Consider the following 26,068-nt stretch of genomic DNA (forward strand, 5'->3'; position numbering starts at 1 on the left):
CTCACCCCCGCTTGACCAGCGGACAATTGCCGGTCGAGAGCGGCCGGAACGCCTCCTCGCCCGGGATCGTCTCCAGAAGCTTGTAGTAGTCGAAGCGACCCTTGCTCTCGGCGGGGGACTTCACCTGCATCAGGTAGATGTCGCGGACGAGCCGTCCGTCCTCGCGGATGCGGCCGTTGCGCGTCATGAAGTCGTTGACCGGCATCTTGCGCATCTGCGCGGCGACGGTCGGGCCGTCGTCCGTGTTCGCGGCGGCCATCGCCTTGAGGTAGTGCGTGACCGCGCCGTAGGTGCCCGCATGGATCATCGTCGGCACCTTTTTGGTGCGCGCGACGAAGCGCTGCGACCAAGCCCGGGTCTCGTCGTTCAGGTCCCAGTAGAAGGCGGTGCTTAGGATCAGGCCCTGGGTCGCCGGCAGGCCGAGGCCGTGGATGTCGGCAATGAAGACGAGCAGGCCCGCCAGCGTCTGGCCCAACTGCACGATCCCGAACTCGGCGGCCTGCTTCAGCGCGAGGATGAGATCGCCGCCCGCGTCCGCCAGCCCGACGACCTGCGCCCCTGAGCCTTGCGCCTGGAGAAGGTACGAGGAGAAGTCCGGGCTGCCGAGGGGATGGCGCACCGAGCCGATCACGCGGCCGCCCGCCGCCTGGATCACGCGCCGGCCGTCCTCTTCGAGCTGAGTGCCCAGGGCGTAATCCGCCGTGACGAAGTACCAGGACTTGCCGCCGCGCCGGGTTACGGCGCGCGCCGTGCCTTGCGCGAGAGCGTAGGTGTCGTAGGTCCAGTGGAAACCGGTCGGCGAGCAGGCGTCCCCAGTCAGCTGGGAGGTCGCCGCCCCCGAGGCGAGGAAGATCCGGCCGCGCTCGCGGGTGATGTCCTGCACCGCCAGCGCGATGGCGGAGTTCGGCACGTCGACGATCGCCTTGACGTCCTCCACGTCAAGCCAGCGGCGCGTCAAGGCAGCGCCGACATCCGTCTTGTTCTGGTGGTCGGCGGCGATCACCTCGATCGGGCGTCCGAGGATGCGGCCTCCGAAATCCTCGACCGCCATGCGCGCGGCGGCGACCGAACCATGGCCGCCGTTGTCGGCGTAGAGCGAGGAGAGATCCGTGAGCACGCCGATCCTCACGGGCGGTCCGCCCTGCGCAGCAGCCGGCGAGACGGCAAGCCAGAGGCCAACCAGAGCCAATGACCCTCGCCTGAAGAGGCGTCGGGCGAGAGTAGGCGAGAGCGGCATGGCGCGTTCCCTTTGAGGACGAGGAACGATGCCTGGCCGGGTCCCACTTGCGGAAGTGCAAGTTCGCCAATCTCATTATGAGCGGCATTCATCGCGCGGAGAAGGGTGGCCATGACGAGGGGAGGCACGCGCGCAGGCATCCTGAACCGGCTCGATCTGAACCTGATCCGGCTCTTCGATGCGGTGATGAGGGAGCGTCACGTCGCGCGAGCCGGCCAGTCCCTCGGGCTGAGTCAGTCGGCGGTCAGCCACGGCCTGCGTCGCCTGCGGACGCTGATCGGGGACGACCTGTTCGTGCGGACCGTGCAGGGCATGGAGCCGACCCCACGGGCGCTAGCCATGGCCGTGCAGGTGCGCGATGCCCTGACCGCGATCGAAGGCGCGATTGGGCCGCAGCGCTTCGATTCGGCCAGTTCGACGCGGCAGTTCCGGCTTGCCGCCACGGACCACATCACTGCGGTCGTCGCTCCTGCCCTCGTGCGGACCTTCGAGACGGAGGCGCCCCTCGCGTCGGTTCTGATCCGACCCGCGACGCGGATCGACCTGACCATGCAGGTCGATCTCGGCCAGATCGACATCGCGGTGGGCATCTTCTCGCAGATCCCGCACCGCCTGCACGCGCGAACCCTGTTCGAGGATCGCGACGTCCTCGTCACCGCGCCTGATCATCCGGAGGCGGGAGGCGCAGTCGACATCCGCACGCTGGCGCGCAACCCGCTGATGGTTGTCACTGTGGGCGGGACCGAGGACGGTTTGCCGGACGGACGCCTGTCCGAGCGCGGCCTGACACGGCAGACCGAGATGTTCGATCGCGACGCCCTCAACCGTGCCTTCAGGACGGCCGGCCTGGTGCCCCGCCTCGGCGTGCTCCAGCCACACTTCCTGGCGGTGCCGAGCCTGCTCGCGGGATCGCGACGTGTGGCGATCGTACCCGCGTCGCTGGCGCACGCCTTCGAGGCGGCCGGCGTGGCGCGCGTGTCCATCCCGCCTTGGGAGCCGCGCCCGATGGCCGTGCAGATGGTCTGGCACGAGCGTTGGGGGCAGGATCCCGCCCATGGGTGGCTGCGGGAAGTCCTGTTTCGTGCCAGTCGGGGCGTTGCGGATGCGGTTGGGCAGTCCACACCTCAATCCTGAAGGCCGACAAGAGGCCGTCCCGGTTCCGCAGGCTGCAGAAGCGCTGTTCGTCTTGAGGGGGACCTCCGAACCGTGACCGTTCTGACCGGCCGGAACTGGTCGTAAGCCGTGCGACTATCAAGTCTGCTCACACCTTCATAGCGGACCTTCAAAGCGGCCAGGTGGAAGGTCCGGAAGGGGTCAGGAGTTCGCATTCATGCTGTTCGGCTATGCGCCACTTCCGGACCTTCAACCGGTGCGCCAGAATGGCCGCTCGTCACCTGACAGCGGACATGGCAAGAGTTCGCATATCGGGCATCTGATAAAATGCGCGCTTTCGACGCCTCTTGCGCCATCGTGATGGCTATTCTGTGCAGATGGCGCGAATCCCTGCGGCAACAAAATCAACGAGCAGTTTGTAGGGGCGGCGCGTATCTGGATTGGCCCCGAGACGAAGAGCACGATTGTTGGGGGCATGTGCCTGCATGCGAGCCCCGATCGCGAACAGGTAAGCCCACACCGCACGTTCCCGCGTAAGACGCGGAAGCACTTTCTCGAACGCCGCAATAAACTCTTCTGCCGATGGATCGTAGAACCGCCTCACGATCTCGATCGAGCGTTCATGGCCAGAGATCGTCACGCCTGCCAGCATCTGTACGTAATAGCGAAGCTTATCACGATCCTCGTCGATCAGTCTCTCCAACGGCATAAAGAGAATGTCGAGCACCTGCTCGAGCGAGACATCCGATCGACTGTCGAACAGGCCATCAAGTTTGTCCTTTCGAACCTGCAAGATGACTTTCGCACGACGCTCGAAAACAGCCTCATAGAGCGAAAGCTTATTATCGTAGTGATAATGCAGCAGTGACTGCGCGATGCCCGCGAGCTGCGCGATCTCCCGCATGCTGCCCCCATCGAAGCCTTGTGTGCCGAACACCTGCTCGGCGGCATCAAGGATCGCTGTGCGAGCCAACCCGTTCGGCTCCGCGCTCGCGGGACGACCGACCGGTCTTCCTGTCGCCTTCTGCAAGGCACCCTCCGTTTGCGCGCCGAGAACCGCCTGTTCATGGGATGCGCAGGGTGACAGCGCAAGCCGCCTTCCGCGATCCAGCCCAACACGACAAAGCGCACTGCCACGCTAACTTTCCTATTGACTGATCGATCAATCAATATCAAGGTTCGCGAAACAGCAGGTGGGGAGGACCATGAGCGCCACGAACATCGAGGCTGGCCGCACGGATGCGCCGGTCGCCGCCGCGGATCACCCGCGTGAGGTCTACGCAAAGATCACCTGGCGGCTGATCCCGGTGCTCTTCCTCTGCTACGTGCTGGCCTACCTCGACCGCATCAACGTCGGCTTCGCCCAGCTGCAGATGAAGTCCGATCTCGGTTTCAGCGACGCCATCTACGGCCTCGGGGCAGGAATTTTCTTCGTCGGCTACTTCATCTTCGAGGTGCCGAGCAATCTGCTCCTGGAGCGCATCGGCGCCCGCAAGACGATCACACGCATCATGGTGGTGTGGGGTCTCATCTCTGCCGCCATGGCCAGCGTCCACCAGCCTTGGTTGTTCTACCTGCTCCGCTTTCTACTGGGCGTGTTCGAAGCAGGATTTTTCCCGGGCATCATCCTGTATCTGACCTACTGGTACCCGGGCGCATACCGAGCGCGGGTCATCGCGATCTTCTCAAGCGCCTTCGCGGTTGCCGGTCTCCTCGGCGGTCCTCTCTCGGGCTGGGTCATGAACGACATGGCCGGCACCTGGGGTCTCAAGGGCTGGCAGTGGATGTTCATTCTCGAGGGATTGCCGACCTGCCTCATGGGCCTGTTCGTGTTCACCTACCTCGACGACAAGCCTGATCAAGCTCGCTGGTTGAGCCAGGAGGAGAAGGCTCTGGTCCGGCGCAATCTGGCGATCGAGCATGCCGACTCCCCGGACGCAGGGCGACACGGGCTCGGAGACTACCTTGCGGCGATGCGCGACCCCAAGATCTACGCGCTCTCGCTGAGCTATTTCTGCTTCATCTGCGGCGTCTACATGATCAGCTTCTGGCTGCCGACCCTGGTCAAGGAGATGGGCGTTTCCCACCCGCTGCATGTCGGCCTGCTTACGGCCATTCCCTACAGCGTGAGCGTCGTCGGCATGATCCTCATCGGTATCCACTCGGATCGCCGGCTCGAGCGTCGCTGGCACTGTGCTGTGCCTGCCTTCGTGGGATCCTTGTCGCTGATCGGGCTCGTCTACGTGCAGGGCAACATGGTCATGTCCTTCGTCCTGCTGTCGATCGGCGCCTTGGGCATCATCACCACGATGCCGCAGTTCTGGGCCATCCCGACCAGTTACCTGAAGGGCTCGGCGACAGCGGGCGGCATCGCCTTCATCAACAGCCTCGGCCTGACCGGAGGCTTCGTGAGCCCCTTCGTGCTCGGCTGGATCAAGACCACGACGGGCAGCCTCATTCTCGGAAACTGGCTGATGGCCGGCATCCTCGCGCTCGGCGGCGCCGTCATCCTCGTCACCGTACGGCCCGGCCTGCTCCGGGAAACCCGACTCTGATTCCGGTTACTCAAGTCTAGGACGCGGGAGTCGCCCTGCACGGGCAGCCCGGCGGGCTCATCATCAACGAGTTGGATCGGCCGATTGGTTCCGGCCGCAGGCTGCGCAATAGAGAACAAGGAGGCAATAATGCAACGCTTCGTCGACATCTCCATGTCGATCGAGAACGGGGTGCCGTCCGATCCACCGGGCTACGAGTTCCAGGTCGACTACATCGGCCATGCCGATACGGTCCCGATGTTGCAGAAGCGCTACGATGGGCTGAGGTCCGAGGATCTCATCGGAGGCGAGGCCTTCGCACTCGAGAGTGTTCGGCTTTCCACCCACAACGGCACGCACGTCGATGCGCCCTGGCACTACGGATCGCGCATGGCGGACGGAACGCCGAGCCGGACCATCGATCAGATGCCGCTTGACTGGTTCTTCCGCCCCGGCGTGAAGCTCGACCTTCGGTCCTTTCCCGACGGCTACATCGTCACCCCCGACGACATCGACCGAGAGCTGAGCCGGATCGGCTACGCCGTGCAGCCCTACGACATCGTCGTCGTGAACACCTCGGCGGGCGCGCGCTTCGGCACCCCTGCCTTCCCGCAGAGCGGGTGCGGCATGGGCCGCGACGCAACTCTGCACCTCACCGCGATGGGGGTGCGGGTCGTCGGCACCGATGCCTGGAGCTGGGACGCGCCGTTCAAGTACGTCGCCGAGCGCTACGCGCGCGACCGGGACGCCTCCATCATCTGGGAGGGGCACAAGGCGGGGCTCGAGGTCGAGTACTGCCAGATCGAGAAGCTGCGCCACCTCGATCAGCTGCCGTCTCACGGCTTCCGCATCGCCTGCTTTCCCGTGAAGATCCACGCCGCGTCGGCAGGATGGACACGCGCCGTAGCCATCTTCGAAGAATAATCGAGCTTAGAGGTCGGGCCAACCCATGAGCATGACGACGCTGGATCGTGTCGAGACCACCTTCGACACCTACAAGGATCGCTTCCAGACGATACGGATGGAGCGGCAGGACGGCATCCTGGAGATGCATTTCCACTCCGACGGCGGCCCGCTCCGCTGGAGCCTGCTCGCCCACAACGAGTTCGAGGCCGCCTTCCTCGAAGTCGGGCGCGACCGCGGCAACGAGGTCGTGATCATGACCGGGACCGGCGACGAGTTCTGCGGTCCGGCCATCGCGCCCGGCCAGCATCCCAACCGCAAGATCATGACGCCGGAGACCTACGATCCGATCTTCTGGGAGAGCAAGCAGATCCTGCCGCACCTGCTGTCGATCGAGGCGCCCGTAATCTCGGCGATCAACGGCCCTGCGGTGCGGCACGCCGAGATCCCGCTCGTCGCCGACATAGTACTGGCCTCCGAGACGACCTACTTCCAGGATACGGCGCATTTTCCTGGCGGCATGGTCCCGGGCGACGGCATGCACATCGTCATGCCGCTCCTGATGGGCCTCAACCGCGGGCGCTATTTCCTGCTCACCGGCCAGAAGGTGTCGGCCGAAGAGGCGCGAGCCATGGGGCTCGTGGCCGAGGTGCTGCCATCGGATAGGCTGCTCGGCCGGGCGCGGGAACTCGCCCGCCTGCTGCTGCAGCAGCCGAAGCTCGTGCGGCGCTACACGCGGATCGCACTCACCGAGGAGCTGCGGTCGCGCATGCAAGGTCTCCTCGCCTATGGCCTTGCTCTCGAGGGCATGGCCAGGATGAAGAGCTGAGCGATAACCGGGTGGGAGCCATCGCTGGCGCAGGAAGCCGATCGGCGTCGGTGCATCGGACGGGAACGGACCTGAGATGAGCGCAGAGACATTCGCTGAGCGGGCGGACGATGCGACCGAAACATGGATCGGACGCTCGGTCGCGCGCCTCGACGGGCTCGACTACGCGGCGGGACGGGTGCGTTACACCGCCGACCTGATCCCGGCCGACGCCCTCTACGTGGCACTCGCCCGTTCGCCGCACCCCTGCGCCCGCATCGTCTCGATCGACGCCGACGCAGTGCGCGGAATGCCGGGTGTCGTCGCGGTCGTCGATGGAGCCGAGGCGGGGCGCCTCTGCGCACCGATGCCGATGGCCCTGCCGTTCCGGGCGCCGCATGCCGACCGCGCGATCCTCGGCCGCTGCCTCGCGGATGGTACCGCGCGCTTCGCGGGCCAGCCGGTGGCTGCCGTCGTCGCCGAGAGCCAACACGAAGCCGAGGCGGCTGCCGACCGACTTACGGTGCACTATGAGGTGCTGCACGCCGTCCGTACCACGGAGGAGGCCCTCGGCGAGGGCGCGCCGATCGTCCATCCCGGCTGGGACTCGAACGTCGTCGCCTCGGACCGCGTCAAGGCCGGCGATCCGGAGGCGGCCTTCCGTGGCGCCGCTTGTGTAGTGCGCGGCGAGATCGCGGTGCGCCCCTCGACGGCCGCGCCGACGGAGCCCTTGTGTTACGTCGGCGCCTGGGACGAACGACTGGGCCGCTTGACGCTCACGGGTACGCTGCAGAACCCTCACACCACCCGCTGGCAAGTCGCGGCCTCGCTCGAACTGCGTGAGACCGATGTCAGGGTCGTGGCTCCCCCGGCCGGCGGGGCCTTTGGCTTCAAGATGGCAGGTCACACCGAGGAGGTCTTGGTCGGGCTCCTCAGTCGGCTTTTCGGCCGGCCGGTCGCCTACCTGGAGAACCGGCGCGACACGATGCGCGGGCACTGCCGCGAGCAGACGCACCGCTTCGCGATCGCCGGCGATGCCGACGGCCGGATTACCGCCTTCTGCAACTCTTTCGTGGCCGACGTCGGCACGATCGGTCCGGGTAACGGCTGGACCATGCCGCTCATCACCGCGACGGTGTTCCCCACCGTCTACGAGGTGCCCAACGTCGAGGTCGACGGAACCCTGGTGGCAACGAACAAGGCGCCCTGGCAGCCCATTCGCGGCTACGGCAAGGAGATCGCCAACCTCGTCATGGAGCGCGCGGTCGACCTTCTGGCGGGCGAACTTGGTCTTGATCCCGCAGCGGTGCGTGCCCGCAACCTCATCCCGTCGCGGGCGCTGCCGCGACGGCTGCCGTCGGGCCTGAACGTCGACAGCGGCGACTACCCAGAGGCGCTCTCCCGCCTGAAGGACCTGTTCGGCTACGATCGCTGGCGCGCGCGCCAAGCACAGACGCAGTCGCACGAGTGCCGCATCGGCATCGGTATCGGCTTCGAGTTGACCCCGGAGGGCGGCGCGCGGCCTGGTGCCTTCCCGAGCGGGTTCGAGACGGCCAGCATCCGCATGTCGCCGACGGGCGACGTGCAGGTCGCGATCGGCGTGACCTCGCCCGGCAGCGGCAATGAGACCGGCATCGCGCAGATCGTCGCCGGCGTCCTCGGGCTGCGGCCCGAGGCAATCCGCGTCATTCAGGGCGACACCGACACGGTTCCGGTCGGGACCGGGAATGCGAGCAGCCGCGCCCTCCTGTACGGCGGGGCGGCAGCGCACCTTGCCGCGAGCGACCTGCGCGCGAAGCTCGCGGTTTGTGCCGGCAACGTCCTTCAGGCGCGCGCAGAGGACATCCGCTTCTCGAATGGTCGTGCGCATGCTCCGAGTGGCGGGAGCGTCAGCCTCGCTGAACTCGCGCTCGGCGCCCACACCCATCCGTTCACCGTGGGTGACGGGATCGAGTTGCCACTTGAGGCGACGCGCAGTTACCGAGCCCGCAACGTGCGCGTCAAGCCGGACGAGAATGGCCGCATCGCGACCTACTCGTCCTTTCCGTACTCGGTGCACGCGGCCGCGATCGAGCTTGATTGCGGGACGGGCCGGGTCGCCGTGCTCGACGTGGCGGCGGTCCATGACTGCGGCGTGATGGTCAATCCGGCGCTCGTCACGGGGCAGCTCAGAGGTGCGATCGCGATGGGGATCGGGGCCGCGCTTTGGGAGGAGGTGACCTACGCCGATGACGGGCGCCTGACGAGCGACCGCTTCAAGAGCTACCTCCTGCCCCGATCGACCGATCTCCCGCCCATCCGGGTCGGCCACATGTCCACGCCGAGCCCCTTTCATCCACTCGGCATGAAGGGCGGCGGCGAGTCCGGCCTCGGTGGGGCACTCGCGGCGATGACCAATGCGGTCTGTGATGCCCTCGGCCCTGCGTCGGGGCGTCTCGCGACGATCCCGGCGACGCCGCCGCGCCTGATGGCGCTCCTGGCGGGGAGAGTGTGAGATGATCCGCAGTCGCTACCGGTTCGTACGCCCGGCGACGCTCGACGAGGCGACGGCGCTTCTCGCCGCCGAAGGCGGCGGGCACGTGCTCGGCGGTGGGTCAGTCCTCGTCCCGGCGCTCTCGGCCGGCCTTGAGGATCCGCGCCTCGTGCTGGACCCCGGCCGGCTCGGCCTGAGCCGTGTTGAGGCCACGGACCTGTCCGTCACGATCGGCGCTGGTGCGACCTACGCCGCGCTCGGCGCGAGCGAGGCGATCCGGACCCGCGTGCCGCTCCTCGCCGCCATGGTGGCGCAGGTGACGGGCGGGCCGGGTCTGTGGAACCTCGCCACGCTCGGTGGGGCGGCCTGTTACGCCAATCCCGCCTCCGACGCCCCTGGCTGCCTGACGGCGCTCGAGGCGCAGTTTCACCTCGTATGTGCGAACGGGTCCCGGCTCGTGCCCGCAGCCGACTTCTTCCGCGGCCCCTTCGTGACGGCCCGCCGACCTAACGAGATCCTGACGGCGATCGCACTCCCCGCGTCGGGGCATCCAGACCGATGCTGCTACCTCAAGCTCAAACACGCAGCGAGTTCCTGGCCGATCGTCACCGCCTCGTGCCTCGTCGCCGATGCACCGGACGGGCCGCGGCTGCGCCTCTGCCTCGGCGGTGCCGCACCCGTCCCCGTCCTCGCCGAGTGGCCGCTCTGCAACTTTGGGACGGACGACGTTGGACGCCTAGCGGCCGAGGCATGCGAGCTGATCGGGACCGAGTGGACGGACGAACTTGCCGGCCCCGGCTACCGACGATCCGTCGCGGTCACGATGGCGGCTCGTGCCCTGCGTTCTGTCCTGGAGATGCCCTGATGAGCCGCCCGGCCCGCCTGCGCTGCACGATCAATGGTACCGAGTTCGACCAGGAGGTTGATCCACGCCTCCTGCTCGTCGAGGTCGTCCGGGACGTTGCGGGACTGAAGGGCACGCGGATCGGCTGTCTCACCGGCGACTGCGGCGCCTGCACAGTCCGGGCCGACGGAGCCATCGTGAAGTCCTGTCTCGTCCTCGCCCTGTCGGCGGAGGACCGCACGATCACGACGATCGAAGGCGCGGAAGATCTCGCGGAGATCCAGCACGCCTTCGTGGCCGAGAACGGCTTCCAATGCGGGTTCTGCACGACCGGGATGGTTCTGACGGCCGCCGAATTGCTGCGCGACAACCCTCGACCGAGCGAGGCCGAAATCCGCCGCGCGATCAGCGGCAACTTGTGTCGGTGCACGGGCTACGACAGCATCGTGGCAGCCGTCCGGCGTGCGGCGGAAACACTCGCAGGAGCCTGATGCCGAGGCAGCCTTGCGCAACTTCGACATCGCACTCAAGGCTACTGGTATTAGATTTCTGCGCTAGCCACAGAGGGCAAAATCTCAGGTTCGACGTGCTCGTTGGCAGGCAGGACAACAACCCTCGTATCTGTCGGAACACGCCCGTACAGGTCTATGATATCCTGATTAAACATCCGAATGCAGCCAGAAGATACATTCGTGCCGATTGTACTCGGCTCGGTCGTACCATGAATACGATAGAGCGTATCGCGGTCGCCCTCGAAAAGGTAGAGCGCGCGCGGTCCAAGCGGATTGGTTAGGCCAGGCTCCATCCCGTTGCGCCATGGACCATTCCGCTCCGGCTCACGCCGGATCATGTCAGCCGTAGGGGTCCAGCGCGGCCACTCCGCCTTGCGGCCGACATGAGCCTTGCCGCTCCATGCCAGACCCGCCTTGCCAACACCCACACCGTAGCGCAGCGCTCTGCCGTTCTCCCGCACGAGATAGAGAAACTTGTTGCCCGGATCGACCACCAGCGTTCCCGGTGGTTCGTTGCGCCCATAGGCGACTTCCTAACGGAAGTACCGGGGATCAACGCCGGCGATGTCGGTCGCAGGAAGCGAAAACCGTTCGCTTGGCCGTGCACCGTACATAGCGACGTAGCTAGGATGAGGAGCAGGGGCTGGCGCGGCCACCTGGACCTTTGGTCCGGTGGCCACGCAGGCTGCTGCCAGCAACGGCATGAGAGTGGCTGTGGCGATGACCCGGATGCAGCGTGACAATCCGCTTCGCTCCCGAGTCTCGGGTCTGATGAAATAGGGTATGGACATAGAACATCCTGCTGAGGATCAAACTCAGGCCGCATCGGGGCATCATGAGTGTTACGCGCTGAATAATTGGGGCAGATAGACTGTTTTCTAGCTAGCTGCCTTGCTAAGATTGCAGTGCTGCCATGCCTTGGTCTTGCCATCAAAGAGCGCGTTTTCTGCGTTTAAGTGTTATTCCTATTCGATACTTACTTGCCAGCTGGACGACGGTCGGGGTGGTTGATACAGCACAACAGCCGTCCCGGGTGCGCGCTCGGCGGACCGTCCGACAACGTCAGCATCGCCGCGACTTAACTGATGCGGATCCCTTTTCGCACCCTGCTCAGTCCTCGTCCTGCCACCTCCGCAGATGAGTCTGGTCATGATAGGCCATGCGGTCGGGTGTGGTGATGAACTCCATTGTCGTGCCCCAGGGCATCCGGCAGTAGCAGACCCTGTTTCCCGGACCTTTTTCAGTCTCGTAAGGGATGGCGCGCGGCGCGGTTAGGGGCGTGCCGCCAGCCCTCTCGAAGCGCGCGACCGACGCATCGATGTCATCGGTGTAAAGCCCGAAATGCGTGATGCCGAAGTCGCTGGCCCGGATCGGCTGGGACTGTTCAGGCCCGTGCATCTCGAACAGCTCGATGTCGGGTCCGGTTCCAATCTTGACTATCGCCTGAGCACGAACGACCGTTCCGGGGAATGCGCCGACCGCCCGCTCGAATTCGGGTCCATGCCGCGGCGGATCCTGCGGTCCGAAGGACTGGTAGATCACCTGGCCGCCGAAGGCTTCCACGAGGAACAATTTTGCCGCTTCGATGTCGGGCACCGTAATGCCGATATGATTGACGCCGCGAATAACGGGTGCGGACATGACAGTCTCCTTTCTTGACTGGGTCGATCAATCGCGACCCCTCGAACGGGCTTTGCCAGCAGGGTCGCGACCGGCTTCGCCCGCAATGTCTCGCGGGCACCGGTTTTCAGTTGGCCTTGAGGAAATCGATCAGGGCGGCCGCGACTTCGTGCGGCCGCTCATCGGCGACATAGTGGCTGCACCGTGCAATCGACCCGCCCGTCGCATTGCTGGCGAACTCTTGCAGCATCGGCACCATCTGCGCTCCGAATCGCTGGTCTCCCCCTAAGCCAAGCACAGGTATCTCGAGCGGTTGCTTCTTGTACTCTAGGGCAGCCGCATGATCGGCGGCGAGGGTGCGATACCATTCCATGCCGCCGCGCGTGCGGCCAGGAAGCGCCATCGCCTTCGCGTAGATCTCTATGTCCGCGGGATTGAAGGTGGTGTGATCGTAGAACCGCTCAGCCATGAAGGTCGAAACATAGTCATATTCGCGGCCGTGGATCAGACGCTCGGGCAGATCCCGGTTCATATGAAAACCAAAGTGCCAGAGTCTCGCGGTCGTCGCCTCCCACCCGGTCCAGCCGGGAAGCGGAACGTCGAGGACGGCGAGATGCGTGACAGCCTCCCGATAGATCGCTGCCTGCGGCAGCGCCACCATGCCGCCGATGTCGTGCCCACACACCGCGTAGCGCTCATGCCCGAGGGCGACCATGACCTCATGCGCATCGCGCGCCATCGTTGCCTTGTCATAGCCGTCGAGCGGACAATCGGAGAAGCCCGCGCCGCGCAGATCGATGGCCACCACGCTGAAATGCTCGGCCAGCAGCGGCATCACATGGTGCCATTCCCACCAGGTTTCAGGCCAGCCGTGAAGCAGAAGAATCGACGGGCCAGCGCCCCCGGTGACGGCGTTGAGCTTGATGCCGTTCACTGGCACGAGTCGCTGGGTAAATCCCTTCAAAGCTGCGATCATGATCGAACTCCAGTCAGATGTTGGCGTGAGAACACCGCTGGCGGCCGTCGCTCAGGGCTGATCGAAATCCGTGGCGATCGAGATATCGCGCCAGGCATCGATGTCGCTGCGAAACGCCGCCAGCTTCCGCTCGGCGATCGAGTGCGCGATCGGGCCAAGTGGCAAATGAAGCGGAGCGTCATCGGCGTCGACTGCCTGCAGATCACGGCAATGGCCTTATCGGGATCGCCGGCCTGGTTGCCATCGTTCGTCTCGCGATAGTGCTTTCGCGAACTCGCCGCATATTCCGGCATCTCCTTTGCAACCATGGTGATCGAGCGGCCGAGGAAGGCGGTGCGAAACGGCTCAGGCTCGACGATCAGCACGCGGATATCGAAGGGTTCCAACTCCCCCGCGAGCGCCTCGGAAACGCCTTCCACCGCGAACTTGGCGGCATTGTAGTAGCCCCCTCCGCCACTGCCCGCGATGCCGGCACCGGAGGACATGTTGACGATCGTTCCGCCCTTGCGCCGCAGGACGGGCAGAGCGGCTCTGATCGTCTCGATGAGGCCGAAGGCGCTCACCTCGAACATCGGCCGATATTCCTCGGGCGTGCCTTCCTCTATCGCGCCGTACAGTCCGTAGCCGGCATTGTTCACGAGCACATCAAACCCGCCGAATGTCTCGACTGCCTTGCTGACCGCTGATTTGGCGGCCGCCGCATCCGTCACGTCGAGCGGCAACGTGATCATGCGGCTGGCGAAGGGGGTCGCCATCTTTTCGGTTGATTTAACATTGCGAGCGGTCGCGATGACATGATCGCCGCGCTGTGCCGCGGCCAGGGCAAGGCGCTGCCCGAAGCCGCGCGAGCAGCCAGTAATAAACCAGGTTTTCATTATTTCTTCTCCGAATTGTTGTCAGATTACGCCAAGCCGTCGCCGCCGCGAACCGTCATATCGGCCATGATCGACCAGTCCTTCTCCCCGAAGCCCGCCGAGACAGCGTTGCTGAGTCTCTCGCGGACAGCTTCAAGCATTGGGAGCGTGCGTCCGATCTCGTTGCTGGCCTCAGTAGCCAGGCGCATGTCCTTGAGGGCGAGCTTGGCTTTAAAACCCGGCTCGAATGATCGGTCCGTGATCTGCGCGCTGTAGCTCTCATAGGCGCGGCCCGAGAACAGAGTGCCCAGGATGAGTTCAAAGAAGTCCGCACGGTCGAGGCCGACGCTTTCGGTCAGCACGGCACCCTCAGCCATCGCCTCAATAGCCATGGCGATCATCATGTTGCAGGCGAGCTTTGCCGCGTTCGCCCGAGTGGGGTTCTCCCCTAACTTCCAGACCTTTTTGCTGAGAGGGGCGAACAGCGGCGCGACCGCGGCGACTGCATCAGCCTTCCCGGCCGCCAGGATGTTGAGCTGGCCACTCGCCGCTACGTTCGGTCGACCGAGGACCGGTGCGGACACATAGCCAAGGCCCGCCTCTTCGTGCAGGAGTTCCAGTTCCCGCGCGAATGCGACTGAGATCGTCGATGTGACGACATGGGTCAGCCCTGGTTGCGCGCTCGCGAGCAAGCCGGCATCAAGGATCACCTCCCGAATGGCCTGATCGTCGGACAGCATCGTGAAGACCGCGTCAGCCTCGAATGCATCCGCCGCGCGTTCGACGAGAGTTACCCGGGGAACGCTGTCCTGGGCAGCCTTGCTCCGGTTCCAGGCCCGCACGTCATGGCCGGCCTTCACTAGGTGAAGGGCCATTGCTGAGCCCATGCTGCCAAGCCCGATAAAGCCGATCTGCACGGCCTATCTCCTGTTGTTCAGATGGAGACCCAAGCGGCCGCCCTCATGCGTTGCGGGAGCCGACGGAAGGACGCTTCTCCAGACGTTGGCAGCAATCTAGGTATTTATATTTGTACCGAAACTGACATCGCTGTACTCTCGGCGTTCAGTTTTGTGCGGGTGGCGCGATGGAATGGAGCGACATCAGAATCTTCCTCGCTATCGCGCGATCCGGCACGCTCGGCGGCGCCGCGCGCGCTCTTAAGACGAGCCATCCGACCGTCGGCAGGCGCCTGCGCGCACTCGAGCAGGCGATCGGCCACACGCTCTTCCAGCGCACAGCGGATGGTCTTGTTCTGACCGACGAGGGCCACGGCATCATCGCGCTGGCCGAGCAAATGGAAGAAGGCGCGCTGGCCATGGAGCGCCGGCTCGCGGGGCAGGAGCAGAATCTCAAAGGCAGCCTGCGTATTTCGTCAGCGGACTGGTTTGGAGCCTATGTCCTTCCTCCTATTCTCGCAGATTTCTCGAAATCCTACCCCAATGTCGACCTCGAAATCCTAACCGGCACGCGCCTGTTCAACCTTGCCCAACGGGAGGCGGATGTCGCTTTTCGCATCGTTCCGTTCAACACTGCCGATGTCGTTCAACGGCGGCTCTTCAGGCTCGAATACGGCGTTTACATCGCAGAAGAGGCGACTGATCCCAAATATGGCGATGGGACCGGTTTCCGGTTGATCACCCATGACACATCGACGGGCCATTTCCCTGACATCACTTGGCTCATCGAGAGTTTCCCCAACGCGAGACCGGTCCTGCGATCGAACAACCGCAATGTCCAGGGGCGCATGTGCAGGCAAGGCGTCGGCATCGCCGTCCTGCCCCGCGTGGTCGGCAATCAGATCCCCGGCATCCGCAGCCTGGAACTGCCGACGCCGCCGCCGGCGCGAGACATCTGGATGGGATATCACCGGGACCTACGGCGGCTTCAGCGTCTTCGCGCGTTCATCTCGACCGTATCGGACCATCTCGAGAACGCGACCGCGTAATGCCGATATGGGACGACGCGGGTTCGAGCGTTCCGCCGGCGCCGCGCAGGATCATGCGGTCCGTTCCGTCGCTGCCTTTCGCGCCTGCACAACGGTCAACCACACGGCCGAGACCAGGAAGTAGAAGGCGCCGAACGCCGCGTAGGGTGCGATGTCGGTGATCCCGGGTGTCGCGGCCCCGTTCGCCCTGAGGATGAAATGGGCGCCCGCGAGGGCCGACTGAGCTCCGCTCAGCACCATCGCCCATTGGGCGCGCGCCTGCCAGCGCCGCAGGCCGGTCGCAAGCTGCAGCAGGCCGGAGAGGATGGCCCAGACCCCGAACACCGTTAGCACCGCGTGCAGGCCCCATCCGAGCGCGACCGCCACCGCGATGGCGACGACGGAGCTGGCAGCCACGTTGAGGGCCTGGCTGGGATTGGCGGCCAAGCCGCCGCTGCGCCGCGCGTCAATGACGTTAGCGACGGCGTCCCAGGCGGGATAGGCGACGAGAAGCGCCGCCGCGGCCGGCGACATGGCCTTTCCGCTGGTAAAGGCCGCCGCGACCCAGCCGACTGACACCCCGGCACTGAGGAAGTAGTAGGAGCTCAGCCAGCGCGAAGTGTCACGGCCAGGTTGTTGGATGGTCGTCATCGACGTTCCCTTCGGGTGCGCGGCGCGGCGGAGGATCGGGGCGACGGGCAATCACGCGGCGGACTCGGCAACTCGAACGCCGTGCTTCGTGAAAGCGGCGTCTTTTCAGAGACATACGCGTCGCTTCGGAAGGTACGTTTACAATCGGACGCCGATGGCACCCATGACCGGATCACTGGAAAACTTGACCGTTCTTCCGGACGGCGGACCGGGGTTGGTCCCCGGCGACCTGCTCTCGCACGTGCTGGCGCAGATCCGGCTCACCGGGGACCATGTCCGATTACACGAAGTCGCGTGGTCGGAGGGCTTGGACCTGGAAGCCGGGGCCGCCTACGTCCTGGTGGTCGCCGACGGCTCGCTCGACGTCGAGGATGATGCCGGGAAGCGTAACTTAATGGACACGGGCGATCTCGTGCTTCTGCCCCACGGGCTCGGAGGATCCAGGCTGGTGGCGTCCGCCTCGCATGCATCGGTGATCGTTTGCCGGTTCTGGTTCGATCCCCATAGTCTTCGCGGCATGATCTCGGCCCTGCCCGGGCGCATCCGCATCCGGCGCGCCGAAGGAGCTGGGTGGCTGGACGGCATCGTACCCTTCCTGATGGTCGAGGTGACCGACGACGAGCCCGGCTCGGCCCTGATGATCTCACGGATCATCGATGTCATCGTCATTCGCACCCTGCGGACCTGGGTGCAGCTTGGGCACACCACCGGATGGCTGGGAGGGCTGTCCGACGCCCGCATCGCCCGAGCGCTGAAGGTCATGCACGAACGACCGCTGCCGCGCTGGGGCGTCGAGGCCCTGGCCGACGCAGCCGGCATGTCCCGGTCGAGCTTCTGCGAGCGGTTCACCGCTCTCGTCGGACGCTCGCCCCTGCGCTACCAGAACGAGTGGCGGCTCACGCTTGCTCGGGACATGCTGGTCGCCAGCGAGGCACGTGTCGGCGAGGTCGCGCTACGCGTCGGCTATGAGTCCGAAGCAGCGTTCAGCCGTGCTTACAAGGCGATGTTTGGCCATCCACCGAGGGACGAGCCTGCACCGCCGAGCGAGAAGTGATTGCAAAAGTGAGCCGTCTGTTTGGAACGGCAGGCGCGTAATGGGTCACGATATGCTGATGTCGTAACCGCCGCACAAAGGTCCGCTTCTTCTTACCAAGCGGACATCTCAGCCGGCAGGCTTGAAGGTCTGCAAGGGGTCAGGACTTCGCGTCCGCCTTGTTCAGCTATGCGCCGCTTCCACACCTCCGCTCCGCAACGCCGGAATGGCTGTTCGTCACTCGGTTTCAGCCTTCCGGCGGGGTTATCAGCACCCATAGGCGCGCGATCCTGCCGCCGACGACCTCCGCCACGTCCGAGCCTGTGACAGTGACCGGGCCACCTTCGGGACCCGCCTGCCACCGTAGGGAGCCCAGCCCGTGATGGCCGACAGCACCGCCGACGGGCGTGAATCGAAACATCGGACCGAACCGGTCCAGTAGGTTGCCGGCGACCGTCGAGATGGCTTCGCGTCCGCGCACGACATCGCTCGGCTCGTACATGACCGGCTCGTCCACGAAGAGGTCCGCCAAGGCCGTGGCGCGTTTGCCGGCGTCCCGCTCGTTGAACACGCGCTCCAGGTTGGCGCGCAGAAGCCGGTCGTAGTCCGGCTCCGCCCCAATCGGGGTTTCAGTGTTAGGCATCGGTGTCCTCCTTCGCATGGTGAGGCCGCATCGGCTGGATGGTGTCGGCCGGGGCTTTGGCCCGTTCAGGCAAGGTAGCCGCCGTCCGCGGTCAGGGCTGCGCCCGTGATGAAGCCGGCCTCCGGCCCACTCAAGAAGGCCGCCAGGGCCGCGATCTCGGTGTCCTGCCCCATGCGCCCGAGCGCGATCAGCGGCGTGAGCATCGCCTCCATGCCGGCCGACATCTCGCTCACCACCGGCCCCGGCTGGATCGTGTTGACCGTAATGCCCCGGGGCCCGAGGTCGCGCGCGAGGCCACGGGTCAGCGAGGCCACGGCCGCCTTGGTCATGCTGTAGACCGTGGTGCCCGGAAACCCGCTGCGGTCCGCCCCAACGCTGCCGACCGAGATGATCCGCCCTCCCTCTCGCATATGGCGAGCGGCTTCCTGCGCGGCGACAAACGGCGCTCGGACGTTGACCGCGACCTGCCGGTCGAAATCGGCGAGCGAGACGTCCTCGACCGTGCTGGGAACGAGGATGCCGGCGTTGTTGACGAGGATGTCGAGGCGGCCGAAGCGCTCGACGGTGGCCTGCACCGCCTCGCGGACCGCGTCCGGGTCGGCGCTGTCGGCGCTGAGGGCGGCCACGGAGGCGCCGGACGCGGTGAGCTCCGCCGCGAGCGCTTCCGCGCGATCTGGCGAGTTCGCGTAGGTGAAAGCGACGGCGGCGCCGTCCTGGCTTAGGCGTCGCACGATGGCCGCGCCGATGCCTCGGGACCCGCCCGTGACGAGGGCGGCCTTGCCGGCGAGGGACTGTGTCATGGGAGATCTCCTTGAAAGCTCGCCGAACGAGCGAGACGGGGTAGACCGGCGCGGTCAGACGAGGCGAGCGCCGCCGTCGACGTGCAGGGTCTCGCCGTTCATGAAGCCGTTGCTCATCAGGAAGACGATTGCCGCGCCCGCCTCCTTGGCCGTGCCGAGGCGACGCTGCGGCAGCTTCTCTGTCAGCGCGGCGACGTAAGCGTCGCGGTGAGCGCCGAGCGTACGGGCGAGCAGCGGCGTGTCGATCGTCCCCGGCGACAGGGTGTTGACCCGCACCGGCGCCAACTCCAGCGCGAGGCCGCGGGCGAGAGCCTCCATCGCGGCTGAGGCGGCGGCCAGCACCGCGGTGCCCTGAGCGCTCGGGCGGTCGGCCAGCGCGCCGGAGATGAAGGTGACGGAGCCGTCCCGGGCCATCCGGTCGCCCAGGGCGCGCAGAGTGTGCACCGCCGCCCAGATCCGCTCGTCGAAGGCACGCTTCAAATAATCGACCTCGGCCTCCATGACCTTGCCGGCCACGAAACTGCCCGCCAGCAGCACGAGGTGGTCGACCTGGGGGATGTCGACGAGTGCCGCCGCGATGGTCTCGGATCTGGTCACGTCGGCGGCCCGCCAGCCGGCGAAGCCGTTCTCCGCCGCGACGCGCTCGGCGCCCTCGGCGTTGAAGCCGACCACGATGACCTGAGCCCCCGCAACCTTGGCCTGTCGGGCTGCTGCGAGGCCGATGCCCGAGGTGCCGCCGAAGATGACGACGGTGCGGTCCTGGAGGTTGCTGCTCATGACGATGGTCCTTCTCGGTGGCGCCGTTCCGGCGCCTGTGGGAAGGAGAATGGTCCGTCGCCGCTCGCTTGATAATCGAGCCAATCTTCGCTTCAGTGATGCCGTCATGGAACAGATCGGCCTCGACCGCCTCACGGGCATTATCGCCTTCGCCCGCTCCGCTTCGCTCGGTAGCTATACCGCGGCGGCCCGCTCTCTCGGCATCTCGCCGTCGGCGGTCAGCAAGAGCGTGCAGCGGCTGGAGGAGCGGCTGGGCCTGAGCCTGTTCACGCGGACTACCCGCTCGCTGACGCTGACGCCGGAGGGCCGCGATCTGCATGAGCGGGCACTGCGGCTCCTGCGCGAGGCGGAGGAGATCGAGCAGGCCGCCGTGGCGGCGCGATCCGAGCCGGCCGGCACCCTGAAGGTGACGGCGCCGTTCCCGGTCGGCGCGCACCTGCTCGCCCCGGCCTTGCCGCGGTTCCGCGAACGCTATCCGAGGCTTGCAGTTGACCTGCGCCTTGGCGACCGCTTCTCGGACCTGATCGAGGAGGGCATCGACGTCGCCATCCGGGTGGGCGAGCTCGCCGATTCGCGCCTGATCTCCCGCCGCCTTGCGCCCCACCGACTCTGCGCCTTCGCTTCTCCGGGTTATCTCGCGCGCCGTGGCACCCCGGCCCACCCGGACGAGCTCGTCCGCCACGACTGCGTGAACTTCCGATTCCAGAGCACGGGTCAGGCCCTGCGCTGGCCCTTCAGGATCGGGGGGCGCGTGGTGGAGATCACGCCGGACGCCGGCATCGTCACGGACTTCAGCGACGCGGTGGCGAAGATCCTGGCGGCGGGGGGCGGCATCGGCATCTCGCCGACCTACATCGCCGCCTCCTATGTCGAGCGCGGCGCGCTCGTACCGGTCCTGCAGGACTTCGCGGTCGAGCGGTCCGTCATCACTGCGCTGTGGCCCGAGAGCCGGCGCGGAAACCCAAACGTGAAGGCGTTCCTGGCCTTCCTCGGGGAGGTGTTCCCGACGCCAGCTCCGTGGGACATGTTGGCTGCCGCGCCCGTGGGGGGCGAGGAGGGTGCTCCATCGAACGCGGAACCTGCCTAATGGGACACGACATGCTCATGTCATGGCCGCCGCTTTCAGGTCCGCTTCTGCCCTCCGACCGGACATTCGAACAGGCAGGGCAGAAGGTCCGCAAGGGGTCAATCGGAGCCGTGTAGCCGCCACGCTTCGGAGGTGCCGTGGTGGCTGCGACCGCGGCGCCCATCTCAGATCTCGGTCTGCTCGGACAGGATCAGGAAGGAGGGCTGGCTACATCACCACGGCCGCGGAGCGGGGTGCCGACATGGCCCGGATCATGGACCGGTTGGGCCATCGCGACTTGCGGACGATGGTCGAGGACATCCGGCGTGCGAATGCCTTCAAGGGGCACTCGGGGGCGGAGTTTCTGTGATGGAGCGTCCACGCCGCATCGGCATGCCTTGGTACCGGGCCGAGGATTACGCGCGACTGCGAGCCCTCATGCAGGACGCGGACCGGCTACCCACCAGCCACGAAGCTTGGCGCGTCTCGGCGGAGCAGGTGGAGGGCGAGGTGACGCGCAGCGGCGTGGCCGTGGTCCGCGTCGTCGTTGAGCCCGATGAGTTCGCCGCCTGGTGCAACGAACGCGGATTGCGAGCCGATGGCGCCGCGCGGGCTCGGTTCGCGAACGAGAAAGCCGAAGGGCTGAGGCGCCTCATGGATCCATAAGGGTACCGCGCCCCCAAAGACAGGGGAGCCTGATGATTATCGTCCAGATCAGGCTCCGAGAGCATGGAAGAGATAGTAGCCGATCGTCGTCGTCGCCTCTCTTGCGGCTTTAGGCTGGAAACCATTCGGAGGGGAACCAGCAGCACAGATCGTCTCCGTGTACTCCCAATTTGCAGCATGAATAAAATATGGAACAGGACGGTCTTGCCGAACAGCGCAACGGAGTGCTGGCTTCTCCTTACGAGAAAACACATTGTAGGCATCTATAGCCTGCATTCTGTTCTCCTTATTCGGGATGAGCGCCACGCGGCCGGATCGTGGTGATCGGGCCGAACCTGGCCGCGCCGCACCAGTTCCGAACCGGGCAGTTGCATCCTAGGTGAAGCGCGAGCGACTAGTTAGGGCGCAACAGAACGGCCCGACTGCGGCGTGATAACGCGGTCCAGCAGACATCCCTCGGCTCTCACCCAACCCTGTCCAAAATACGGGTCAGGTCAGCCGTGCAGGGGCAGTCCATGGCTCACGGTGTTGCCCCGCGCGGCAGCAAGCCGCCCTGTGCCATGGCGATCTCGAGCGTTTCGGCCAACATCGGTCCAACTGGATGCCCGCGCTGATCAAGAAGGGCCTTGGCCTGCGCCAGATACGTGAGGGCGGCACTCGGCTGCTTGTAGTCCTCGGCGAGGAGCTCGGCCGAGAGGGCAAATGCCAGTTCCTCCGCCAGGCCGGCGATCAGGGCCAAGGATGGATCGATCTCGTTCGTGTCCGGCATATGGGCCCCCAATCGCTTCGGACCCAGTTTAGTGCGAGCCGGCCAGGTTTTCCCTCCGGAGCCGACGTTCCTTTGCGCGCGAAGAGAGCCGCGGGCCGCGCTTCAGGTAGGGGCCGCGCTTCAAGTAGGGTAGGAAGATGCCGCGGCCCGCGGGTGACGCCACCAAGGCGGAGGCGAGTGCGGGCCGGGCTGTCAGGGCGACCATCGGAGCCGGCCCGCCGCCCGCCGCCGGGTGATCAGGACCCGGAGCAGGTGCCCGCAGATTAGCACAGTCGAGACGCCCACCCTCAAAGCCCCGCCAGAGGCCGATCAACTGGGCTCCAACTGGCGGCCGGCTCAAGGCCCGCGCGAGGACTTCGGAACACTGCCCGGAGGCACCATAATTCGTTCCAGAGTACCAATTTATACGAACGGGCCGCCGTCACGCGCGAGGGCGAGCACAACCTACACCTTGGCAGCATCAACCTGGCGCTTCGGCGCCTTCGCGACCCATGCGAGCACCGCAGGTGTGTTGGGGCCAAGCCCGCAAGCTATGCCAAAACCGCATGCAAGCTGACCACAATTTGACCTTTCACTTTGTTGCAGTGCAATATAGAGAGTAATTGCGAGATTGCGACGCAGTCGCGGTTTCGCAGCCCTCATGGGCGTTTCCTCCCTAAACTTGGGGCCGCTGCTGAGGGCGGCCCTTTTTTAGCTTATGCGAGAAAGAATACGGTCTATCTTCAATGGCAGCGCCACTGGAAATCTCTGCCAGTCAAGAAGTGACGTTCAGGGGCCGTGGCCAAGCCTCGCTCTTGCGGGGCCGGATCATCCTGCACGTCTGTCCCATCTGCTCGCAGCGCAACGCGCCGGCAGCTGAGCAGAACGGTCGGTGCGCTTGGTGCGCCTACGTTCCTGACCCAGCCGACGTCGAGCCTGCTCAGCCCACCAAGGGGTAGCGGGTCGGACTTTCACAACGCCTGCAGGACGCCCGACCCGCCCGCCCGCTCCGAGCGGTGCGCACCCGGAGCAAGCCCATCGATCCTCGCAGCTCGGCGGTAGCCACGCGATTGACCTTTGGCCGAGAGGTCCCGGCGGGTGTTCGTGCGTCTGGCCCTCAGTGGGCTGACCGCCGATCCACTGTTGGCCGCTGGATTGGCTCGGTCCCAACCGCCGCCAACTGCCTCAGGGACTCGGCCAGCTCGGTGGCGGTCTCAAGCGGCAGCCCCGTCTGCGCGCGTCCGTTCACCCGGACCGGCGCGCCCGTCTGAGGGCAGTAGACGCCCCAGCCGCCACGATCCTTGCGAGTCGTGTAATTGCGGTTCGGCATGATGTTCTCCTGGGATGCTATTTCGGCCTTGCCATCAGGATCGCGGTACAAAGAAGTATTTCACGAACTAGCGGAGAGACATCGCTCCTAGCTAAGACTTGCTTAGTATGAAAATCTGCCTCGACCGCTGCAGTGACGTCGATATAGATCCCGTCTGAAATCTCCCAGAGGCCAGATGTCGGGCCCGTGAGGTAGCTGTCAGCCAGCGCGTGAAGCTCCTCCCGCGTCACGATTTCAAGCCTGCACAGATCACCGATGGTCAGTCGCTCACAAGTGGCAATCATGGGACCTCGCACAATCGTGCCGACCAGAGCAGCGGGCTAGGCGGCCTTCGTCTCACACCCGGCCCGCTGGTGGCGGTAACGACCTCTGGCGTCGATCAGAGGGGTGCGCCACGGCTTTAATGTGCCGCTGTGCCCATAACCCGTCGCTTACCCAGATTATCTGTCCTCACGGAATGCCAAGACTTTCTGGTCCTACTGCCACGGACCTTGCACGCCTGATAGCAACAACCTGCTCGAAGCTCGTGGGCCGCACCGACTGCTGTTGCCCTGCCGTTCTCGGCAGCCTTTACGACGGTTCCGCTCGCCACTCCGCTTCATGCACCGACCCCTCGGCGCAGCCGCTCTAGAGGTTCGGGCGCGTTGCAGGGCCGTAGACGGGCGCGGCGGGGCGGACGGCGTACGGGACCGACGGGCGGGCGGATGAGCTCCACGGACCGCCCGAGCGCGGGCGTTGGCTTTGGCAAAGAGCACCCCATACTCGCTCGGCCGGTTGCCCTCGCCGGCGGCCGGCTGGGAGCGGCCGGCATCGCCTCAGGGCCCGTGTTCCGGTCGGTGTCGCGGTCGAGGAAGGTACAAGGCACCCGAAGCGGCCGGACGGCTCACCCCGACACCGCGGACACGAGCACCTCAAGAGCTGCTTCGAAGGTAGCTTCTGCCTCGCCAGTCACCTCGAAAGCCTTGCCGGTCCAGCACTCGACCGTGAAGCACTCGCGGGTGAGTTCCCCCGGCACGGTGAACTGCCAGCGCCGCACGCGTCCGATCAGCACCCCCTCGCGGTAGACCCGCTTGTCGCGCGCGACCGGGTCGCCCTCGTAGTGCCAGTGATCATCGACCCGGATCTGCATGACCGACGACGCTCCGAACGGGACAGCTATTCTGGCTCGACCGCCCCAGGGCGCAACGCGGGGAATTCGTTCGACGCGGTGAAAGGCCCAGGGCGCTTGGATCTGCCAGCAGGTCCGGGGCAGGGCGGCCTTCTCTCGCTAATTAGCCCACAAGCATCGCGCCGGAAATCAGAAGAAGCGACAAAGAAGTTTTTCTTGCCTTATTTTCACTAATTCTTTTGAATAGAGATATACCCACAACTGCACCGGCCGCCGCCGCTGGAGCTCCCTCGACCGCAAATTTCATCAACTCGTGAGAAAATTTACCCCCCACAAAATACATTATCAAAGCGGCGATCTGCATGAATATAATAAACGGTTGCGTCAAAGCTCTTCTTTTTTCTTTAGAAAAGCCCTGCATATCGCACCAAATGGTCGGCAGTGCTCCCGGCATCGCAGTTATAGCACCAACAAATCCGCCCAGTAATCCGACGTATGTCGCCATAGATCTGTGGCTTAGCCACCGATAGCTAAGCGACGATGGTTTACACAGCATATAAGCGCTATACGCGGATACGAAAACGCCGAATATAATACGGAACAGATGCTGATCAAGGGCAGAGTAGGCAACATACCCTATCGGCAAACCAAAACACCCACCGGATATCAAACCCACACTCGCTCTCATGTCGAAATCTAATCTCAGCTTAAAGTAGCTTACCGCCTGCGAAAACAACGGGCAAAACATCATCAAAGGAACTGCGACACTAGATGGATATAAATGAAGCAGAATGACACCCGCTATCGCTGAAAAGGCAAATCCGGTCAGGCCCGATACTACCCCGCCGCAGAACAGCGCGCAAAGGATAGGAAGGTCGATTCCACTCAGAATCACTCTATTAGACCCGTGTATATACCGATCAGTCGTGCGTACCTTCGATAGATGAGCTTGGCATCATCCAAATGATGTACCGATTAGACCGGTTTTCCTGTGTAGCTTTGTGGTCACACAAGGTGCACATAGATGCTAGATGTTCTTATCCGTCGACGCACGGGTGTGATCGGCCGCACGGGACAGCCATTAACGAAGTCTTACCTGACTCGAGGCAGGCTGTCTGTTTCTCCCATGAGGGGAGCCGCATGGCGCAAATCCGCATCCTCGACCCGCTGAGCGGTCGCGTGGTCTTGGTTGATCTCCCGCTGCCCGCTGCTACGCGTCCAGCTCCACGTCCCGCCGAAGCCGTTCGAGAGCCGCGTCCGGGCCCGGTACAGGGCGCGACGGCGCCGGAGAAGCCGCAGACGGTGCTGCCGACCGCCGTCCCGGCAGCTTGAAGGGGCCCCAGAGTCGGATCGAGGGGCGACAGCGGGTGCGGCCGATTTGGAGGGCTATAGACGGGCGCGGCAGTGCAGACGGAGGGGATACACGGCCGGCGAGGGGCAGAATGGGC

At 65.1% G+C, this 26,068-nt stretch carries 24 protein-coding genes and 2 pseudogenes; 11 read left to right on the forward strand and 15 right to left on the reverse strand.

Going from position 1 to position 26,068, the window contains the following annotated elements; translation table 11 throughout:
- Position 1 precedes the first annotated feature (1 nt).
- Complete coding sequence (locus MET2598_RS0120950; RefSeq protein WP_018262223.1) at positions 2 to 1,117, reverse strand: ABC transporter substrate-binding protein; 1,116 nt, start codon at positions 1,115 to 1,117, stop codon at positions 2 to 4.
- A gap of 231 nt (positions 1,118 to 1,348) precedes the next feature.
- Here MET2598_RS0120950 and MET2598_RS0120955 point away from each other — a divergent pair, with 231 nt between their 5' ends.
- Complete coding sequence (locus tag MET2598_RS0120955; protein ID WP_018262224.1) at positions 1,349 to 2,371, forward strand: LysR substrate-binding domain-containing protein; 1,023 nt, start codon at positions 1,349 to 1,351, stop codon at positions 2,369 to 2,371.
- A gap of 343 nt (positions 2,372 to 2,714) precedes the next feature.
- Here the strand turns inward: MET2598_RS0120955 and MET2598_RS37040 are convergent, their stop codons facing one another.
- Positions 2,715 to 3,380, reverse strand: a complete 666-nt coding sequence (locus tag MET2598_RS37040) for a TetR/AcrR family transcriptional regulator (RefSeq protein WP_063824141.1) — start codon at positions 3,378 to 3,380, stop codon at positions 2,715 to 2,717.
- A 175-nt stretch (positions 3,381 to 3,555) separates the two neighbouring features.
- On the opposite strand from MET2598_RS37040, the gene MET2598_RS0120965 reads away from it, so the two are divergent.
- The 6 genes from MET2598_RS0120965 (at position 3,556) to MET2598_RS0120990 (ending at position 10,403) form a co-directional block, all read left to right on the forward strand.
- Positions 3,556 to 4,905, forward strand: a complete 1,350-nt coding sequence (locus tag MET2598_RS0120965) for an MFS transporter (RefSeq protein WP_018262226.1) — start codon at positions 3,556 to 3,558, stop codon at positions 4,903 to 4,905.
- A 129-nt stretch (positions 4,906 to 5,034) separates the two neighbouring features.
- Entirely contained in the window at positions 5,035 to 5,808 is a 774-nt protein-coding gene (locus MET2598_RS0120970; protein ID WP_018262227.1) for a cyclase family protein, read from the forward strand.
- A gap of 25 nt (positions 5,809 to 5,833) precedes the next feature.
- Positions 5,834 to 6,616, forward strand: coding sequence for an enoyl-CoA hydratase/isomerase family protein (locus MET2598_RS0120975; protein ID WP_018262228.1), 783 nt, complete (start codon positions 5,834 to 5,836; stop codon positions 6,614 to 6,616).
- Between the two features lie 76 nt (positions 6,617 to 6,692).
- Positions 6,693 to 9,089: a xanthine dehydrogenase family protein molybdopterin-binding subunit gene (locus tag MET2598_RS0120980; RefSeq protein WP_018262229.1), complete on the forward strand. Its 2,397-nt coding sequence runs from the start codon at positions 6,693 to 6,695 to the stop codon at positions 9,087 to 9,089.
- A 1-nt stretch (position 9,090) separates the two neighbouring features.
- Entirely contained in the window at positions 9,091 to 9,933 is an 843-nt protein-coding gene (locus MET2598_RS0120985; RefSeq protein ID WP_018262230.1) for an FAD binding domain-containing protein, read from the forward strand.
- Complete coding sequence (locus MET2598_RS0120990; RefSeq protein WP_018262231.1) at positions 9,933 to 10,403, forward strand: (2Fe-2S)-binding protein; 471 nt, start codon at positions 9,933 to 9,935, stop codon at positions 10,401 to 10,403. The genes MET2598_RS0120985 and MET2598_RS0120990 overlap by 1 nt, the downstream gene beginning before the upstream one ends.
- Before the next feature lie 50 nt (positions 10,404 to 10,453).
- Here the strand turns inward: MET2598_RS0120990 and MET2598_RS39590 are convergent.
- From MET2598_RS39590 to MET2598_RS0121010, 5 genes and pseudogenes are all read right to left on the reverse strand, one after another.
- Positions 10,454 to 11,128, reverse strand: a pseudogene (locus MET2598_RS39590) (L,D-transpeptidase).
- A 406-nt stretch (positions 11,129 to 11,534) separates the two neighbouring features.
- Positions 11,535 to 12,065, reverse strand: coding sequence for a VOC family protein (locus MET2598_RS0120995; RefSeq protein ID WP_018262232.1), 531 nt, complete (start codon positions 12,063 to 12,065; stop codon positions 11,535 to 11,537).
- A 106-nt stretch (positions 12,066 to 12,171) separates the two neighbouring features.
- A complete protein-coding gene (locus MET2598_RS0121000; protein WP_018262233.1) occupies positions 12,172 to 13,020 on the reverse strand; it encodes an alpha/beta fold hydrolase in 849 nt (282 codons plus the stop codon).
- Positions 13,021 to 13,071: 51 nt separating this feature from the next.
- Positions 13,072 to 13,895, reverse strand: a pseudogene (locus MET2598_RS37045) (SDR family NAD(P)-dependent oxidoreductase).
- A gap of 26 nt (positions 13,896 to 13,921) precedes the next feature.
- Positions 13,922 to 14,791, reverse strand: coding sequence for an NAD(P)-dependent oxidoreductase (locus tag MET2598_RS0121010; protein ID WP_018262234.1), 870 nt, complete (start codon positions 14,789 to 14,791; stop codon positions 13,922 to 13,924).
- Between the two features lie 167 nt (positions 14,792 to 14,958).
- Here MET2598_RS0121010 and MET2598_RS0121015 point away from each other — a divergent pair, with 167 nt between their 5' ends.
- A complete protein-coding gene (locus tag MET2598_RS0121015) occupies positions 14,959 to 15,819 on the forward strand; it encodes a LysR family transcriptional regulator (protein WP_018262235.1) in 861 nt (286 codons plus the stop codon).
- A gap of 51 nt (positions 15,820 to 15,870) precedes the next feature.
- Here MET2598_RS0121015 and MET2598_RS0121020 read toward each other — a convergent pair whose 3' ends face one another.
- A complete protein-coding gene (locus MET2598_RS0121020) occupies positions 15,871 to 16,449 on the reverse strand; it encodes a DUF308 domain-containing protein (protein ID WP_018262236.1) in 579 nt (192 codons plus the stop codon).
- A 163-nt stretch (positions 16,450 to 16,612) separates the two neighbouring features.
- Here MET2598_RS0121020 and MET2598_RS0121025 point away from each other — a divergent pair, with 163 nt between their 5' ends.
- The gene (locus tag MET2598_RS0121025; RefSeq protein ID WP_018262237.1) at positions 16,613 to 17,503 is read left to right on the forward strand and encodes an AraC family transcriptional regulator; all 891 of its coding nucleotides are present in this window, start codon (positions 16,613 to 16,615) and stop codon (positions 17,501 to 17,503) included.
- A gap of 226 nt (positions 17,504 to 17,729) precedes the next feature.
- Here MET2598_RS0121025 and MET2598_RS0121030 read toward each other — a convergent pair whose 3' ends face one another.
- From MET2598_RS0121030 to MET2598_RS0121040, 3 genes are all read right to left on the reverse strand, one after another.
- Positions 17,730 to 18,125: a nuclear transport factor 2 family protein gene (locus MET2598_RS0121030; protein ID WP_018262238.1), complete on the reverse strand. Its 396-nt coding sequence runs from the start codon at positions 18,123 to 18,125 to the stop codon at positions 17,730 to 17,732.
- Positions 18,126 to 18,190: 65 nt separating this feature from the next.
- Positions 18,191 to 18,925, reverse strand: coding sequence for an SDR family oxidoreductase (locus tag MET2598_RS0121035; RefSeq protein ID WP_018262239.1), 735 nt, complete (start codon positions 18,923 to 18,925; stop codon positions 18,191 to 18,193).
- A gap of 54 nt (positions 18,926 to 18,979) precedes the next feature.
- On the reverse strand, positions 18,980 to 19,702 hold the full coding sequence (locus MET2598_RS0121040; RefSeq protein ID WP_018262240.1) for an SDR family oxidoreductase: 723 nt from the start codon (positions 19,700 to 19,702) through the stop codon (positions 18,980 to 18,982).
- Between the two features lie 106 nt (positions 19,703 to 19,808).
- Here MET2598_RS0121040 and MET2598_RS0121045 point away from each other — a divergent pair, with 106 nt between their 5' ends.
- Positions 19,809 to 20,789 (forward strand): LysR family transcriptional regulator, encoded by a 981-nt coding sequence (locus tag MET2598_RS0121045; protein WP_018262241.1) that lies wholly within the window; start codon positions 19,809 to 19,811, stop codon positions 20,787 to 20,789.
- A gap of 348 nt (positions 20,790 to 21,137) precedes the next feature.
- Positions 21,138 to 21,434 (forward strand): hypothetical protein, encoded by a 297-nt coding sequence (locus MET2598_RS0121055; protein ID WP_018262243.1) that lies wholly within the window; start codon positions 21,138 to 21,140, stop codon positions 21,432 to 21,434.
- Positions 21,435 to 21,954: 520 nt separating this feature from the next.
- Here MET2598_RS0121055 and MET2598_RS0121060 read toward each other — a convergent pair.
- From MET2598_RS0121060 to MET2598_RS39605, 4 genes are all read right to left on the reverse strand, one after another.
- Positions 21,955 to 22,203 carry a hypothetical protein gene (locus tag MET2598_RS0121060; protein ID WP_018262244.1) on the reverse strand — a complete coding sequence of 83 codons (249 nt, stop codon included), beginning with the start codon at positions 22,201 to 22,203 and terminating at the stop codon, positions 21,955 to 21,957.
- A gap of 1,096 nt (positions 22,204 to 23,299) precedes the next feature.
- Positions 23,300 to 23,512 carry a hypothetical protein gene (locus MET2598_RS43835; RefSeq protein ID WP_018262245.1) on the reverse strand — a complete coding sequence of 71 codons (213 nt, stop codon included), beginning with the start codon at positions 23,510 to 23,512 and terminating at the stop codon, positions 23,300 to 23,302.
- An 883-nt stretch (positions 23,513 to 24,395) separates the two neighbouring features.
- Complete coding sequence (locus MET2598_RS0121070; protein WP_018262246.1) at positions 24,396 to 24,641, reverse strand: hypothetical protein; 246 nt, start codon at positions 24,639 to 24,641, stop codon at positions 24,396 to 24,398.
- A gap of 142 nt (positions 24,642 to 24,783) precedes the next feature.
- Positions 24,784 to 25,515, reverse strand: a complete 732-nt coding sequence (locus tag MET2598_RS39605; RefSeq protein WP_157182226.1) for a sulfite exporter TauE/SafE family protein — start codon at positions 25,513 to 25,515, stop codon at positions 24,784 to 24,786.
- Positions 25,516 to 26,068 lie beyond the last annotated feature (553 nt).

The sequence above is a fragment of the Methylobacterium sp. WSM2598 genome, from assembly GCF_000379105.1.
Lineage (GTDB): Bacteria > Pseudomonadota > Alphaproteobacteria > Rhizobiales > Beijerinckiaceae > Methylobacterium.